This is a genomic window from Streptomyces sp. NPDC031049, from assembly GCF_055571015.1.
Genome location: NZ_JBVIGC010000001.1, coordinates 500,898 through 517,856, shown reverse-complemented (window position 1 = coordinate 517,856; position 16,959 = coordinate 500,898). Strand labels below are relative to the sequence as shown.

At 69.0% G+C, this 16,959-nt stretch carries 7 protein-coding genes; all 7 read left to right on the top strand.

Annotation, left to right across the window (positions count from 1 at the left end; translation table 11 throughout):
- Positions 1-22 precede the first annotated feature (22 nt).
- The 7 genes from ACZ45Q_RS02245 (at position 23) to ACZ45Q_RS02215 (ending at position 16,938) form a co-directional block, all read left to right on the top strand.
- The gene (locus ACZ45Q_RS02245) at positions 23-1,336 is read left to right on the top strand and encodes a DUF6716 putative glycosyltransferase (protein WP_468253884.1); all 1,314 of its coding nucleotides are present in this window, start codon (positions 23-25) and stop codon (positions 1,334-1,336) included.
- A gap of 353 nt (positions 1,337-1,689) precedes the next feature.
- Entirely contained in the window at positions 1,690-2,991 is a 1,302-nt protein-coding gene (locus tag ACZ45Q_RS02240; protein ID WP_468253883.1) for a cytidylyltransferase domain-containing protein, read from the top strand.
- Positions 2,992-3,005: 14 nt separating this feature from the next.
- Complete coding sequence (locus tag ACZ45Q_RS02235) at positions 3,006-3,941, top strand: N-acetylneuraminate synthase family protein (RefSeq protein WP_468253882.1); 936 nt, start codon at positions 3,006-3,008, stop codon at positions 3,939-3,941.
- Positions 3,942-3,990: 49 nt separating this feature from the next.
- Positions 3,991-5,052 carry a hypothetical protein gene (locus ACZ45Q_RS02230; protein WP_468253881.1) on the top strand — a complete coding sequence of 354 codons (1,062 nt, stop codon included), beginning with the start codon at positions 3,991-3,993 and terminating at the stop codon, positions 5,050-5,052.
- Between the two features lie 705 nt (positions 5,053-5,757).
- Positions 5,758-9,078, top strand: coding sequence for a laminin G domain-containing protein (locus ACZ45Q_RS02225; RefSeq protein ID WP_468254314.1), 3,321 nt, complete (start codon positions 5,758-5,760; stop codon positions 9,076-9,078).
- Between the two features lie 123 nt (positions 9,079-9,201).
- Positions 9,202-16,098, top strand: a complete 6,897-nt coding sequence (locus ACZ45Q_RS02220) for a polymorphic toxin-type HINT domain-containing protein (RefSeq protein ID WP_468253880.1) — start codon at positions 9,202-9,204, stop codon at positions 16,096-16,098.
- 99 nt (positions 16,099-16,197) lie between these two features.
- A complete protein-coding gene (locus tag ACZ45Q_RS02215) occupies positions 16,198-16,938 on the top strand; it encodes a barstar family protein (protein ID WP_468253879.1) in 741 nt (246 codons plus the stop codon).
- Positions 16,939-16,959: the final 21 nt, after the last annotated feature.

Genomic DNA, 16,959 nt, shown 5'->3' with positions numbered 1-16,959 from the left:
ATGCCTTCCTAGCGTCTGCGACGTGCCAGCAAGTGCAACGAACGCCCTGCGGGTGGCCGTCCTCGCGGACTCCGACACCCGGTGGAAATGGGGCTCCCTCACCGCCAGCCGCGTCGTCCCGGAGGACCGCGAACTCCGCCTGGACGGCTACCTGCTGCGCGGCCGGGCGACCCCGACCCCGCGTCAGCTGAAGGAGGTCGGTGTCCGCGCGGACTCCCTGCGCGAGGTCACCGGCCTGGAGTTCCTGCGGACGATGGGCGAGGAACGCTACGACGTACTCGTCCTCGCCCTGGTGGGCGGCGGCGTGCAGGCGATGCTGCACGGCCTCAAGCGGGCCTGGGGCGCCCGCGCCGACCGGCCCGTGGTCGTCACCGGCTACGTCGGCGTCGTCTACGAGAAGCTCGCCGACGGCCTGCTGCTGCGGCACGGCGCCGACCTCGTGCTCGCCAACTCCCGCCAGGACGCGGAGCGTTTCCGGGCCGTGTACGAGGGGGTCGGCGCCGACGCCTCCGCCGTCACCGAGGTCGCCCTGCCCTTCCTCGGCGGCGCGCCCTACACCGGCGAGCACGACCCCTACACGGTCGTCTTCGCCGCTCAGCCCTCCGTGCCGGAGTCCCGCCGGGACCGCACGTACCTGCTGGACCGGCTGATCGGGCACGCCCGCCGGCACCCGGAGCGCGAGGTGCTGCTCAAGCTGCGCTCCAAGCCGGGCGAACACACCACCCACATCGAGGAACTGCCGTACCAGAAGCTGGTGCAGAAGGCCGACCCGCCGCCCAACTTCCGCCTGGTCTACGGGCACATGGGCGAGGTCCTGGACCGCACCGACCTGCTGGTCACCGTCAGCTCCACGGCCGCCCTGGAGTCGCTGCACCGCCGCATCCCGACGGTCGTGCTCACCGACCTCGGCGTGCGCGAGGCGCTCGGCAACCACCACTTCGCCGGCTCCGGCTGCCTCGCCTCCTGGGACCAGCTCGACGCCGGCCACCGGCCCGCCCCCGACGCGGAGTGGGTGGCCCGGCAGGGGGTGGCGGCCGACGGCGCCTACGCCACCGCCTTCGACGCGGCACGCGAGCGGATCACCAAGCTGCTCGGCCGCCCCGGCGGCCTGCCGCCCCTGACCCCGTACTACACGCCCGTCACCGCGCCCGGATACCTGCCCGGCATCCTCGCCCGGCACCACCTCGGCCCGGACGGCACGCCCCTGCCCGGCGCGCCCGCGGCCGACCGCGACCCCGGCCCCGTCCGCCAGATCGTCCGCCGCGCGGCCCGCGGCGCCTACCGGCACGGCGTCCAGCGCGTCGCGCCGGTGATCCGCCGCATGGGGGAACTGTGAACCGGCCTACGACTTCCGACACGACCCCGGCGGCGTTCCCGGCTGCGACTTCGGCCGCGACCCCGGCCGTTGCTTCGGCCGCGTCCCCGGCCGCGGAGCCCGCGTTCCCGGCCACGATCCCGGCCGGGACCCCGGCCACGACCCCGGTCGCGGCCCCCGCACCCCCGGCTCTGACCTCGGCCGCGGAGCCGGTGTTCCGGGCCGCTACCTCGGTCGCGGACCCCGCCTCGCCGGCCGTTGCTTCGGCCGCGGACCCCGCGTTCCCGGCCACGCCCCAGGCAGAGACCCCGGCCGGGACCCCGGCCACGACCCCGGTCGCGGCCCCCGTGACCCGTACCCGAGGAGGGGTACCCATGTCCCAACCCGAAGCGGGCCAGGGCGCCTCCGTGCGCCGGGTGCTCGCGGTCATCCCCGCGCGCGGCGGCTCCAAGGGCGTCCCCGCCAAGAACCTCGCCCCCGTCGGCGGCGTCCCCCTGGTGGCGCGCGCCGTGCGCGAGTGCCTGGCCGCCCGGCTCGTCACCGACGTCGTCGTCTCCACCGACGACCAGGCCATCGCCACGGCCGCCCGCGAGGCCGGCGCCGAGGTGGTGCTGCGCCCGGCCGCCATCGCCGGCGACACGGCCACCTCCGAGGCCGCGGTGCTGCACGCCATGGACGCCCACGAGGCCCTGCACGGCGCCGCCGTCGACGTGGTGCTGCTCGTGCAGTGCACCAGTCCGTTCCTGGTCCGCGAGGACATCGACGGGGTGGCCGGCGCGGTCGCCGAGCAGGGCGCCGACACCGCGGTGACCGTCGCCCCGTTCCACGGCTTCCTCTGGCGGGACGGGAACGGCGAGGGCGACGGCGGGAACGCCGAGGGCGCCGACGGCCGGAGCACCGAGGGCGACGAAGGGAGCGCCGAAGCCCAAAGCACCGGCGGCCACGGCGTCAACCACGACAAGTCCTTCCGCCCGCGCCGCCAGGACCGCCCCCAGGACCTGCTGGAGACCGGCGCCGCCTACGCGATGGACGCGGCCGGCTTCCGCGAGCACCGGCACCGCTTCTTCGGCCGCACCGACCTCGTCCGCACCGACCCGGCGCGGGTCCTGGAGATCGACGACCCGCACGACCTCGCCCGCGCCCGCGCCCTCGCGCCCCTCCTCGACTCCACGCGCCCCGGCGCCCTTCCGACCGCGGAGGACATCGACGCGGTCGTCCTCGACTTCGACGGCACCCAGACCGACGACAGGGTGCTGATCGACTCCGACGGACGGGAGTTCGTCGCCGTGCACCGCGGCGACGGCCTCGGCATCGCCGCCCTGCGCCGCAGCGGCCTGAGGATGCTGATCCTGTCCACGGAACAGAACCCGGTCGTCGCCGCCCGCGCACGCAAGCTGAAGCTGCCCGTGCTGCACGGCGTCGACCGCAAGGACCTCGCGCTCAAGCAGTGGTGCGAGGACCAGGGCATCGCGCCGGAGCGCGTGCTCTACGTCGGCAACGACGTCAACGACCTCCCGTGCTTCGCCCTCGTGGGCTGGCCCGTGGCGGTCGCCGGCGCACACGACGTCGTCCGCGGCGCCGCACGCGCGGTCACCACCGTCCCCGGCGGTGACGGCGCGATCCGGGAGATCGCCGGCTGGATCCTCGGTCCCTCTCTCGATTCCCTCCCCACGTAAGGAAACCCCCTGTCATGAGCAACTCCCGCATCCGCACCCTCGGTTCGCGCGAGGCCGGCCCCGGCCGCCCCGTCTACGTCACCGGCGAGATCGGCATCAACCACAACGGCGAGCTGGAGAACGCCTTCAAGCTCATCGACGCGGCCGCCGACGCCGGCTGCGACGCCGTCAAGTTCCAGAAGCGGACCCCGGAGATCTGCACCCCCCGCGACCAGTGGGACATCGAGCGCGACACCCCCTGGGGCCGGATGACCTACATCGACTACCGCCACCGCGTGGAGTTCGGCGAGGACGAGTACCGCCAGATCGACGAGTACTGCAAGGAGAAGGGGATCGCCTGGTTCGCCTCCCCGTGGGACACCGAGGCCGTCGTCTTCCTGGAGAAGTTCGACGTCCCCGCCCACAAGGTGGCCTCCGCGTCCCTCACGGACGACGAGCTGCTGCGCGCCCTGCGCGCCACGGGCCGCACGATCATCCTCTCCACGGGCATGTCGACCCCGAAGCAGATCCGCCACGCCGTCGAGGTCCTCGGCAGCGACAACATCCTGCTCTGCCACGCCACCTCCACCTACCCGGCGAAGGCGGAGGAGCTGAACCTGCGCGTCATCAACACCCTCCAGCAGGAGTACCCGAACGTCCCGATCGGCTACTCCGGCCACGAGACCGGCCTCCAGACCACCCTGGCCGCCGTCGCCCTCGGCGCCGTCTTCGTCGAGCGCCACATCACCCTCGACCGCGCCATGTGGGGTTCCGACCAGGCCGCCTCCGTCGAGCCCCAGGGCCTGACGCGCCTCGTCCGGGACATCCGCACCATCGAGGCCTCCCTCGGCGACGGCGTCAAGAAGGTCTACGAGTCCGAGCTGGGCCCGATGAAGAAGCTGCGCCGCGTCACCGGTGTGGTCGCCGAGGCCGAGATCGCCGCGGCGGCGGGCGAGCCGGTCACCGTCTGAGCCCGAGCCCCTCCCTCCCCCTCTCTCACGACGGGACGGTCGTACGCCGATGAGCCCCCGCGCCGGGAACACCGGCCCTCACACTCTCGCGTTCGTCGAGAGTCCGGTACAGCTGCTGAACGTGCTGGAGTGGGCGCACGCCCGCGCCCCCTGGACGCAGCTCTCCCTCGTCGTCCTGTCACCCGTGGACCCCATGACCCGGGGCCAGCTGCGCCGCATGGCGGAGCTGGCCCGCCAGGAGGGCCACGAGGTCCGCTGGGAAGAGGCCCGGGGAGGGGCCACGGCCCCCTTCCGCACGGTCCGGGGCCTGACCGGCACCCTGCGCCGCGCGCAACGGGTCGTCATAGGCGACCCGTTCTCCCGCTACGTCCAGCTCCTGCTGCCCCTCACGCGCGCCGCCGAGCTGGTCGTCGTCGACGACGGGACGGCGACCATGGAGTTCGTCACCCAGCTCGCCCGCGGCGAACGCCTGGTGCGCTGGCACCGCAAGGGCAGCCGCCCCGGCCCCCGCGACCTGCTGTTCGCCCCGGTGGCGTCGTCGGCCCGCCGCAGACTCACCCCGAACGGGGAGCGCCGGGTCTCCATCTTCTCCTCCATGCCGATCGAGGAGACCCCCGAAGGCGTCACGGTCACCGCCAACGCCTTCGCCTGGACCCGCGCCCGCTTCGGCCCGCCCCGTATCACCAAGGGTGCCGACATGGTCGGCACCTCACTGGTGGAGACCGGCGTCGTCGACGGCGACCGCTACCTGGAGGCCGTCCGCGGCCTCGCCCGCACCCACGGCGCCACCCGCTACTTCGCCCACCGCCGCGAGAGCGCCGACAAACTCCACCGGCTGGCGGGGGAGACGGGCCTGGAGGTCGTCCGCCCCGACCTCCCCCTGGAACTGATCGCCCGCCGCGGCCCGGTCGGCCGCACCATCCTCAGCTTCCCCTCCACGGTCGTCCACACCCTGCCGCTGGCCCTCTCCGGCACCGACGTCAAGATCGCCGTCTGCGACATCGACCCCACCTGGCTGACCCACCACGCCTCCCCCCGCGCCCGCGGCTTCCTGTCCGGGGTGACGGGCTCGGCGAGAGACGTCCACCGTCTGTCGGCGGTGGTCCACTGACAGGCCGGGCCCGGGGGCACCACCGCTTGCCCCGTCACAGGTCCGCCGACGAAGCGTCACCCACTCCTCCGGCGACCGCCGGGTCGACCGCGCTGCGACCCAGCAGATGCGAAACCGTGATCCCGTGAAGTACAACCCCGCCTAAACGTTGCCTTCCTCACGCGGGCTTTCCGAGCTTGGCGCGTTGATGTCCGTTTCCTGCCCGTTGACCTTGCCTTCGGGTGTCGCGTTAGTTACTCACGGCCATTTTCTTGTGAACGTTGTGGGTGGGGCGTGGTGGGGGTGTGGACTCGGTTGCGAGTCGGGGGTGCACGTGTTCCCGGTCGTGCGGCGGTCGGAGCGGACGCAGCGCGGGGGAGGCGTCGCACGGGCCGTGTGACGGCGGTGCTCTGCGCTGCGGTGGTCGCCGCACTCGTGCCCGGTCCGGTGGTCGGCGCCACTGACACAGCGGCGGGTACGGCGCCGTCGTCGGAGGGGCAGCAGGCCCTGCAGGCGGCGCAGACATCCGGCGAGCGGGTGGAAGTGACGGGGGAGCGTACGGAGCGGACCACGGTGTTCGCCAACCCCGACGGCCAGACGTTCACGCTGGAGGAGTCGGCAACTCCGGTACGGGTGAAGGCCGCCGGTGGTGGCTGGCAGGAGCCGGACGCGACGCTGGTCAAGCGGGCCGACGGCACTCTCGCCCCCAAGGGCGCCGCCGTGGAGATGACCTTCTCCGGCGGCGGCAGCGAGGAGCCGCTGGCCCGGATCGGGAAGCAGGGCCGCTCGCTCGCCCTGGACTGGCCGGGCACGCTGCCCACCCCCCGTCTGGACGGTTCGACCGCCGTGTACCCGGAGGTCCTGCCGGACGTCGACCTTCAGGTGACGGCGACTCCCGAGAGCTTCCAGCACGTCCTGGTGGTCAGGACGCCCCAGGCCGCGGCGAGCGAGGAGCTGAAGAGGCTCACCTTCGGTCTCGACGCCGACAACCTCACGGTCGAAGAGGGCCCGGCCGGGAACCTGGTCGCGGCCGACGGCAACGGGGCCACCGTGTTCCGGGCGCCGCCTGCGCGGATGTGGGACTCGGCCGGTGAGGAGAGTGACACCGGCGCGCAGACGCAGTTGCTCACCGCGACCGCCGGCACCACGGAGGACGGCGTCGCGGCGACGGAGCCGTCGGATCCGGCCGAGACGGCGCCGTCGGGTTCGGGCCTGGAGCCGGGCCAGGGGGACACCGTCGCCCGGATGGACGTCGAGGTCGGCGAGGACTCGCTGTCGGTGATCCCGGACGCGGACATGCTCACCTCGACCGAGGAGTCGGCGTTCCCGCTGTTCATCGACCCGACCGTGACCTGGGGCGAGTCGGAGCGCACCCTGTTGCGCAGTGACGGCTACGAGTCCTACGGCTGGGGCAACGGCAGCGACAACATGGGCAAGGGCGCGGGCAAGTGCGGTTCGTGGGCCGGCTACTACTGCGGCCCCGGCTATGTGCAGCGCCTGTACTTCGAGTTCTCCCCGGCCAGCCTGAAGGGCAAGAAGGTCCTGGACGCCACGTTCCGGGTGACGGAGCCGTGGGCGTTCCAGTGCGACCCGCGCTGGGTCGATCTGGTCCGCACCAACAACATCTCCTCCTCCACGACGTGGTCGTCGCGGCCGAAGGAGCTGGACTGGATGGGCGACCGGCACGTCTCAGCGGGCCGGGGCTCGCTGTGCGACCCCGACTCCCCGGACGCGCCGATCGAGTTCAACGACAACCCCGACGAGCCGAACGAGAACCTCACCCCCACGGTGCGGGACTTCGCGGCCGGCAAATTCTCCCGGCTGACGCTGGAGATCCGCGCGCACGACGAGTCGGACACCTCCGCGTGGAAGAGGTTCCGCAACGACGCCGTCCTCGCGGTGAGCTTCGTCGGCCTGCCGGACAAGCCCACCGGCGTCGGCCTGCAAGGCGGCGGTACCAGTACGGCCCCGGTGTGCGAACGGGATGCGAGCGACCCGGCGATCGTGTCGGATTCCACGCCGACCCTGCTGGCCACCGCTCAGACGAAGGCGGGCGGGGAGAGCGAAGCGCAGCTGCGGGTCTACTTCGACGTGGATGTGCAGAACGCCGACAAGACCTGGACCGACGTCACCCCGCCCTCCAACGGATCCCTGCGGCCCACCACCGGGTACGCAGGTGACAACCGAGCCCTGTCCATGAGCTGGTCGAACCTGGCCGACGGCAAGCTGTACCGGTACCACGCCTGGACCTGGTCGTACTACGGCTCCAGCCACCTCAGCAGCGCGGCCTCGGACGGGTTCTGCTACTTCCGCGTCGATGCCCGACCGCCGAAGCCACCGCAGGTTTCCGTGGCCACCCCGTACACCGAGTGCACCTCCAACGCCTGCCCGGCCGGCGGAGGACCGGGCGTGACGGCGACCCTCAGCTTCAAGCCCTACACGGGCGATGTGAACAGCGCCTACCAGTACAAGCTGTCCTCCTCGGCCGCCTGGTCGGCCGAGCTGCCCGGCACCACGGCCACGGCGAAGATCACACCAACGCGCGGCGGCCTGTACCGGGTGTACGTGCGCGCCAAGGACGCCCTCGGCTGGGGCGGGCAGTCGGTGACCGAGTTCCTCGTCGACTCCGGTGACGCCCCGGTCGGCCGCTGGCACTTCGACGAAGCGTCCGGCAGCGCCACCGACTCCGCCACTGTCGACGGCCGCGACGACGCCACCCTCGCCACGGGAGCAGTACGGGACGACCGCGGCCGCCGCGGCGTCATCACCCACGACAGTCAGGACAATGCGCTGGCCGCGCCGGTGACGGACAAGGGCATGTCCCTGAACGGCACCACCGGCCACGCAGCCACCGGCAGCGCGGTGGTGGACACCCGCGCCTCGTACACCGTTTCCGCGTGGGCCCTGCTCAGCCCGGGAGGCGGGGACAACCAGACCGTCCTGGGCCAGAACGGCACCTTCTACAGCGGCTTCTACCTCACCTACCGGGACGAGAAGAAGACCTGGACGCTGAGCACATCCCCCAAGGACGCAGAGGACGGCAACCTCACCGACCAGATGGTGGTCGCCCAGCAACCCGCTGTACGCGGGGTGTGGACCCACCTCGCGGCGGTGTACGACGCCGAAGCGAAGCAGACCCGCCTGTACATCAACGGCCGTCTGCAGGGCAGCGCCACAGTCGCCCCGTCCTGGGCGGCCCAGGGCCCGCTGCAGATCGGCCGGGTGCTGTGGCGCGGCAATTACACGGACTACTTCGCCGGCTCCATCGACGAGGTCACCGTCTGGCAGCAGGCACTGACCAGCGACCTCATCGCGGACGAGGCACAGCTGATGAACTCACCGAGCCGCGCGGCCGTGGAGTTGGTCGCGGACTGGTCGGCCGACCGGGGCAGCGGCGCCACCATTGCGGACACGACCTCCGGCTACGGCAAGCCGCTGACCCTGACCGGCGGTGCGGCACTGGACGGTGAGGCGATCGTCCTCGACGGCACGGACGACGCCGCGACCGCATCGGCGCCGGTGATCGACGACACAGGGTCCTTCACGGTCACCACCCTGGCGGAACTGGACTCTGGCAAGCTCCTCTCCAAGCCCGTCGGCTATATCGGCCAGGTGGTGGGCCAGCGCACGGCGGATGGCTCGGCGTGGGGCATCTGGTACGAACGCACCGGCAGTACGACCGTTTTCGACGAGGAAACGCTGGAGGACAAGACCGTCCCCGAGGGCTACTGGCGCTTCGGCAGGCTCAACGCGGACGGCACCTTCTCCGCAGTGGCCTCCGAGCAGAGTGCCGCGATGGACGGCATGGTCCGCCTCACCGGATCCTTCAACGCCTCGGACGGCACGATCAGTCTCTACCTGAGCGACACCCAGAACGGTGACGCGAAGGCCTACACGGCGAAGGTCGGCTCCGGTGGTCTCGCGGTCGGCAGGGGCTTCACCAACAGCACATGGCGACATCACCTGCCGGCTCGAGTGGCCGAAGTGCGGGTGTGGGCCGGTGCCATGGCGACGGCCAACCAGGTGGGCGAGATCGTGGGCGGTTGACCACGCGGGTGGTGAGGGCAACTGCTGAAGGCCGCCCTCAGCACGTGAACGACCGCAGGACCCGGCTGCCTGCGAACGACGTACGGACTTCTTCTTTATCAGACACTGGGTGGGACGGGAACGATGGTCTTTGGCATAGGCACCTCAAGCAGACGGGGCAGGGAGAGACGGCACCGTACGGGCCGCCTTCTGGCACAGTCGCTCGCACTGGCCCTCGTCGTGCCGACCGGACTGGCCCAAGTCGCCCAAGCTGCAGAGCCACAGGCCCTGGGCCGCCCGGACGTGCCCAGATCCCCGGTGACCAAGGTCAAAGCATTCGAAGGCCCGGGGGCCAAGAAGGCGCGGGCCAAGGTGGCCAAGGAGCGCAAGGCCGATACCGAGCTGGCCAAGAAGGCGACGGGAGAGCGTAAGGCCTCCTGGCCCGAGAAGGGCGCCGAGGCAGTCGAGCTGAGGTCTGGTACGGGCCGTGCTGTCACACCGGGCGGCGTGCCGGTCACGTTGCAACCGGCATCGCCCAAGTCGCGTTCCTCAGCGTCGTCCGCTGCAGCTGCTGGGGAAGCGAAGGTCGCAGTCCTGGACCAGAAGACAGCCCGTCATGCGGGTGTCACCGGTGTACTGCTGACCATCGCGGCCGATACGCCCGGTGCGGCAGAAGTGCGCGTCGACTACTCCGGTTTCGCCTCAGTGGTCGGTGGTGGCTGGTCCCAGCGCCTCCGGCTGGTCCGCCTGCCCGCCTGCGTGCTGACGACGCCGGACAAGGCAGAGTGCCGCAAGCAGACCCCGCTGCCCACGGCCAATGACCTCAAGAACCAGACGCTCTCGGCAAAGGCTCACCTCGGCCGGTCCGAGGAGGGTGCGTCCACGCAGCTCATGGGCGAGGCGGGCAGTGCTGCCTCCGGCGGCGCGACGGTGCTGGCGGTGACCGCCGCATCGGCCGGCTCCGGCCAGTCCCCCAACGGTGCGGGCGACTACTCGGCGACGAAGCTGTCGGAGTCCTCCTCCTGGCAGGCGGGCGGCAGCTCGGGCTCGTTCACCTGGTCGCACGACTTCACGCTGCCCCCCGCCGCGGCGGGCCCGGTGCCGCCGCTGTCCCTGTCGTACGACTCGGGCAGCGTCGACGGCCGCACCGCCACCACGAACAACCAGACCACGTCCGTGGGCGAGGGCTTCACCCTCACCGAGTCCTACATCGCCCGCGCATACGGCAGCTGCGACAAGGACGGGCACGACGACGTCTTCGACCAGTGCTGGAAGTACGACAACGCCACCCTGGTCCTCAACGGCAAGTCGACCCGCCTGGTGAAGGACGACACCAGCGGCCAGTGGCGCCTCGCCGACGACGACGCCTCGAAGGTGACCCGCTCCACCGGCGCGGACAACGGCGACGACAACGGTGAGTACTGGACGGTCGTCACCGGCGAGGGCACCAAGTACGTGTTCGGCCTGAACAAGCTGGACGGCGCCGACACCCAGCGCACCAACTCCACCTGGACCGTACCCGTCTTCGGCGACGACTCCGGCGAACCCGGTTACTCCAGCGGTACCACGTTCGCCGACCGTTCCCTGACGCAGGCCTGGCGTTGGAACCTGGACTACGTCGAGGACACCCACGGCAACGCGGTCACGTACTGGTACACCAAGGAATCGAACTACTACAAGAAGAACAAGGCCACCAAGGCCGGCGCCTCCTACACCCGCGGCGGCTACCTGAACCGCATCGAGTACGGTCTGCGCAAGGGCGCCCTGTTCACCGACCAGGCCGACGCCAAGGTCACCTTCTCCTATGCCGAGCGCTGCACCGCCTCCGACTGCTCCAGCCTGACCGAGGACACCGCGGAGAACTGGCCGGACGTGCCGTTCGACGCGATCTGCTCCAAGGACGACACCGAGTGCAACGCGGCCGGCCCGTCCTTCTTCACCCGCAAGCGGCTCACCGGCGTCAACACGTACTCCTACAACGCCACCAGCACGGCGTACGACCCGGTGGACTCCTGGAGCATGACCCAGGCCTACCTGGACGGCGGTGACATCGGAGACAGCTCCGACCAGGTCCTGACCCTGAAGTCGCTCAAGCGCACCGGCAAGGCCGGCGACACGCCCATCACGGTCGGCCCGATCACCTTCACCTACCAGTTGCGGCCCAACCGGGTCGACGCCACCGACGACATCCTGCCGCTGACCCGCCCGCGCATCTCCACGATCACCTCGGAGACCGGCGCGATCACCGAGGTCACCCTCTCCTCCCCGGAATGCACGCGCGCCCAGCTCCAGGATGCGGCGCCCGACAGCAACACCCGCTCCTGCTTCCCGCAGTACTGGCACATCAACGGATCCGAGAACGCCTCGATCGACTGGTTCCACAAGTACCGGGTGCTGGCCGTCGGCGTGCACGACGCGGCCGCGAACAACCCGGCCGTGGAGCACGCCTACGACTACAGCGGCGCCGCCTGGCACCACAACGACGACCCGTTCACGCCGAAGGACGAGCGGACCTGGTCCGACTGGCGCGGCTACCGCAAGGTCACCGCCTACACCGGCCCGGCCGGCGGCACCCGCTCCAAGACCGTCTCCCTGTTCCTGCAGGGCATGCACGGCGACAAGAACAAGGACGGCACCACCAAGACCGTCAAAGTCCCGCCCCTTCTCGACACCGACGTCGACTTCGGCGACGCCTACGACAGCGACCGCTACAAGGGCGCGCTCCGCCAGCAGGTCACCTACAACGGCAGCCAGCCCATCAGCAGCGTCTTCCACACCCACACCTACAAGAACACCGGCACCCAGACCGTCCCGGACGCCGCCGACCACCTCGCCCTGTGGGTCCGCCCCTCCACCACCTACACCAGCACCTACCTCACCGGCTCCAGCAACTGGCGCACCCACGCCATGACCAGGCGGTACGACGCCCTCGGCATGGTCGAGGCCGTCGACGACTGGGGACAGGGCGGCGTAGGCGGCGACGAGACCTGCACCCGCACCTGGTACGCCCGCAACCCGGACGCCGGCATCACCAGCCTGGTCTCCCGCACCCGCACCGTCGCCAAGCCGTGCTCGGTCACCGACACCAGCCTGAACCTGCCCGCCACCAGCAGCACCCCCGGCGACGTCCTGTCCGACACCGCCGTCGTCTACGACACCGTGGACGCCACCACCTGGCTGGCCACCCAGAAGCCCACCAAGGGCGAGGTCACCTGGACCGGGCGGGCCACCGGCTACACCGCCACCGCAGGCACCGATGGCCAGCGCCTGCCCTCCGGCTGGCAGACCACCGCCACCACCACCTACGACGCCCTGGGCCGCCCCGTATCCGTCACGGACACGGCCGGAGAGACCACCACCACCGAGTACCGCCCCGCCGACGCCGGCCCTCTCACCAGAACTCTGACCACCAACCCCAAGGGCCACTACACCGTCAACTACCTCGAACCCCGCCGTGGCCAGCCACTGCGCACCTACGACACGAACGCCAAGAAGACCGAGCAGAAGTACGACGCGCTCGGCCGGCTCACCGACGTGTGGCTGCCCAACCGCTCCAGCGGCAGTCAGGTGCCGAACCTCAAGTTCGCCTACCACTTGGACGCCACAAAGCCGTCCTGGGTGTCGACCTCCACACTGACGAACTCGAGTACCTACAACACCAGCTACGCGCTGTACGACTCCCTGCTCCGCCCGCTGCAGACCCAGACCCCCACACCGGACGGCGGGCGGCTTCTGACCGACACCCGCTACGACGAGCGGGGGCTGGCCTACGAGACGTACGCGGACATCTTCGACAGCGCAAGCACTCCCACCGGCACCTACACCCGCGCCGAGTACGGCCGCGCCCCCAAGCAGACGGAGACCGCTTTCGACGGAGCAGGACGCCCGACCACCAGCACCCTCTACGTCAACGGCGTCAAGAAGTGGACCACCACCACGAGCTACACCGGTGACTCCACCGCCACCACCGCTCTCCAGGGCGGCTCCGCGCAGCGCACCATCACCGACATCCGCGGCCGCACCATCGAGACCCGAGCCTACGAGGGCGCGAGCCCCGCGGACGCCGACTTCGGCACCGCCCCGGGAGCGAAGTACGCCTCCACGAAGTTCACCTACGGCCTGGACGGCAGGCAGAAGACGATCACCGGCCCGGACGGCGCCACCTGGTCCTACGGCTACGACCTGTTCGGCCGCCAGACCAGCGCCGACGACCCGGACAAGGGGAAGGCGACCACCCAGTACAACGCTCTCGACCAGGTCGTCAAGGCCACGGACGCGCGCGGTAAGTCGATCCTGAGCGCCTACGACGAGATCGGCCGCCTCACCGGTACCTGGGCAGGTTCCAAGACCGACGCCAACCAGCTCACCGGCTACACCTACGACACGGTCTTCAAGGGGCAGCCCGCCACCTCCACCCGCTACGTCGGAGGCAAGACCGGCGCCGCCTACACCCAGGCCGTCACCGCTTACGACAGCATGAGCCGCGCCATCAACACCGAGCTGCGGCTGCCGGACACCGACCCCTTCGTCAAGGCGGGCACGCCCGCGACCCTGCAGTTCGAGACGCATTACGGCATCAACGGCACGGTCAAGCAGACCGAGGACCCGGCCCTCGGCGGCCTGGAACGCGAAATCACCGGCTACGACTACGACGGCCTGGGCAACCTGACCGCCATCGGGGTCTACCTGACCGACATCGACTACTCGGCCCTGACACAACCGCGCCAGCTCACCTTCGGCACCAACTTCGGCAAGCATGTCTACGTCGGCAACGACTTCGAAGCCGGCACCGGCCGCCTGACCCGTAGCTACGTCCAGGACGAAACCCACCCCTACCAACTGCAAAGCCTGAACTACACCTACGACCAGGCCGGCAACGTCACCTCCATCGCCGACCCCACCACGCTCGGCGGAACCAGCAGTGCCGAAACCCAGTGCTTCACCTATGACGGGCACCGCCGCCTGACCGAGGCGTGGACCCCCGCCTCCCAGAAGTGCAGTGACGCCCCTAGCGCCGACGCACTCTCGGGTCCGGCCCCCTACTGGACCAGCTACACCTACAACTCCGCAGGCCAGCGCACCAGCGAGACCCAGCACACCGCCGACGCCACCACCAAGACCACCTACTGCTACAAGGACCCCGACCAGCCCCACACCCTGACCGGCACCACCACCAAGGCCGACTGCACCAGCCCGGAACGCACCTACACCTACGACGCCACCGGAAACACCACCAAGCGCCCCGGCCAGGCCACCGGCACCACTCAGGACCTCTCCTGGTCCGAGGAAGGCAAACTCACCCGCCTCACGGAGGACGGCCAGGCGACCGACTACCTCTACGGCGCCGACGGCACGCTCCTCATCCGAGCCACGGAAAACGGCGAACGCATCCTCTACGCCGGCGCCACCGAGCTCCACCTCCGCGCCGACGGCACCACATGGGCCCAGCGCTACTACGCCGCTGGCGGCATCACCGCCGCCATGCGCACCAACGAGTCCGGCACCCCCAAGGTCAAGTTCCTCGTCAGCGACCACCACGGCACGGGCAGCCTCGCCGTCGAGAGGGACGACACTCAGTCCTTCACGAAGCGCTACACCACCCCCTTCGGCGAAGACCGCGGCAAGCCCACGTACGGCCCCTGGCCCGACGACAAGGGCTTCCTCGGCAAACCCCGTGACGCGACAACCGGCCTTACTCACATCGGTGCCCGCGAGTACGACCCCGTTATCGGCCAGTTCATCAGTGTCGACCCCATCCTCAACACGGCCGACGCTCTTTCCCTCAATGGCTACAGCTACGGGAACAACAACCCTGTCACCATTAGCGATCCCACAGGCCTCATGAATGCCATGCCGCGTGGTGGCAGCTGTGACCCAATCGTCTGTGCAGACATGGACTGGGGAACCCCGAAGGAGGAGAAGAGCCTAAAAAAGGCTTTCGAGAACTACTACTATAGTAATCCGGACCAAGCGCCGAGCGAGTCTTATGGGTACGACTGGAACAGCGACGGGAAGGTAGCACTCCACCCAGGCCTGTCCGTGCCCGCGACATGGAAGAAGCTGCCCGCGCTGGCGGAGGAGTTCAACCAACACCTCATCGCAGGCTGCCTCGGGGGCGATCTCCATTGTTACAGCGACCTCAGTCAGCCGGTTGTCAGTAACTATCTGTACAAGGCCAAGAACTTCGCATGCCGTGAGGTCTATGACAAGGGATGTCCTGATGGCTACAGCATCGGGAAGGAAATGGCAGCAGCCTTCGCGATAGCTGCTCAGGAGTTTACGGGAGTCCGCGGAGGGAAAGTCCGGCCGAACGGCTGCAGTTGCTTCCTTGCTGGCACCGATGTTCTCCTGGCCGACGGCACCACCAAGGACATCGAAGACATCGCCCTCGGTGACAAGGTCCTGGCCGCAGATCCGGAGACCGGTGAACAGGGGCCAAGAGAAGTTACTCGACTCATCCGAACGGATGATGATAAGCAGTTCAACAAGCTGTCCATTGCGACCAGCGACGGCATTGAAACCCTCACGGCAACGCATGAGCACCCTTTCTGGTCGCCCTCCGAGCAGCGCTGGCTCGATGCTGCTGACCTGACGCCAGGGATGACCCTGCTCACCCCTGACGGCACCACGGCCATCGTCACCGCCAACCAACCGTTCACCACACGGGCCAGCACCTACAACCTCACCGTCGATGACCTCCACACGTACTATGTGCTGGCGGGCGAGGCGCCGGTACTCGTTCACAACAGCAACTGCCCCAAGGGGAAACTGTCTGACGGTTTGCCTCAAGGGATGAACAAGAAGATTGCTGAGGCGTACGATGCGGTCAGGTTGGGGGAAATCAGATCGCATAATACGTACAGTGGTCGGGAGCATTCATGGTGGGCAGGCGCCAAGGAGTATCGAGTTCCGGGGCGCCCGGAGACTGACCGGATCCTGGTCGTGGAGAAAAATGGCGTCGAGGTCTACGGATGGACATCGACTCACTACAGGAAAATTCAGAAGTTCAGCGCGCCACACTTCCCTGATTCCGGCTGGTAAATAGCCCTGGTTCGAGTGATACGCCGTAGCGGCATCTTGCTGATGCCGCTACGGCGTATCACAAACTGTCGTAATGTAGAGGCGATTGGTCGACCCTTCATGAAGTTTGAGAGTTTCCCGCTGTATCGGCTCATCGATGATGAATCTCAGGACCTGATTGTTTTGGCGGAAGATGTCCGCGGGTTCTTTGGTGAGCAAGAGGTGCACCCTCCGGAAGTTACCTTCATTCGCGTTCACCAGATCGCGAATGCCAGGCGGAAGGTCGAGGATGCGAATCTCGAGATCGTGAACTCTCAGGGGGTGAAGATTGGCGACTACTGCATCGGTCGGGTTGTCCGAACCGGCCGCCGTGGCTTGGTGGAGAATTCTCCTTCGAATGCGACTTATCAGTTCCTTGGTGGCGTATGTGAATACTCTGCGGCGGGAGAAGTGTGGCGGCATTGGGCATCAAAGGTGGAGGGCGCGATGGATGAGTGGCTTCAGTGGCCGTCGCGCTACCATGAAACTTGGCTTCATGTTGTCCAGAATTCATGGTTCGCTTCTGGCAAGAAAGCCGCAAGCTACGGACTGGATGAAGTTGTTTATCTCGATGGGGCGAATATCTTCACGGCGTCGAGTTTCTACTGCGCCTTGGGTGAGGCGGTAAATGGCCCCAGGGGCTATTTTGGGTCGAACCTCGACGCTGTCGCAGATTGCCTATCTCCTGAGGGAACGGCTCCTCTGTCCAGTATTGTGTGGCGTAACTATCAGGCATCGCGTGATCATCTAGGGGATGGCTTTATGGAGTCGATCCATTCAGTCATGCGCGAGTTTCATGTGGAGGTCATTGCCCGGCAATGACAGGCCTCTGGCGGCTTTCTC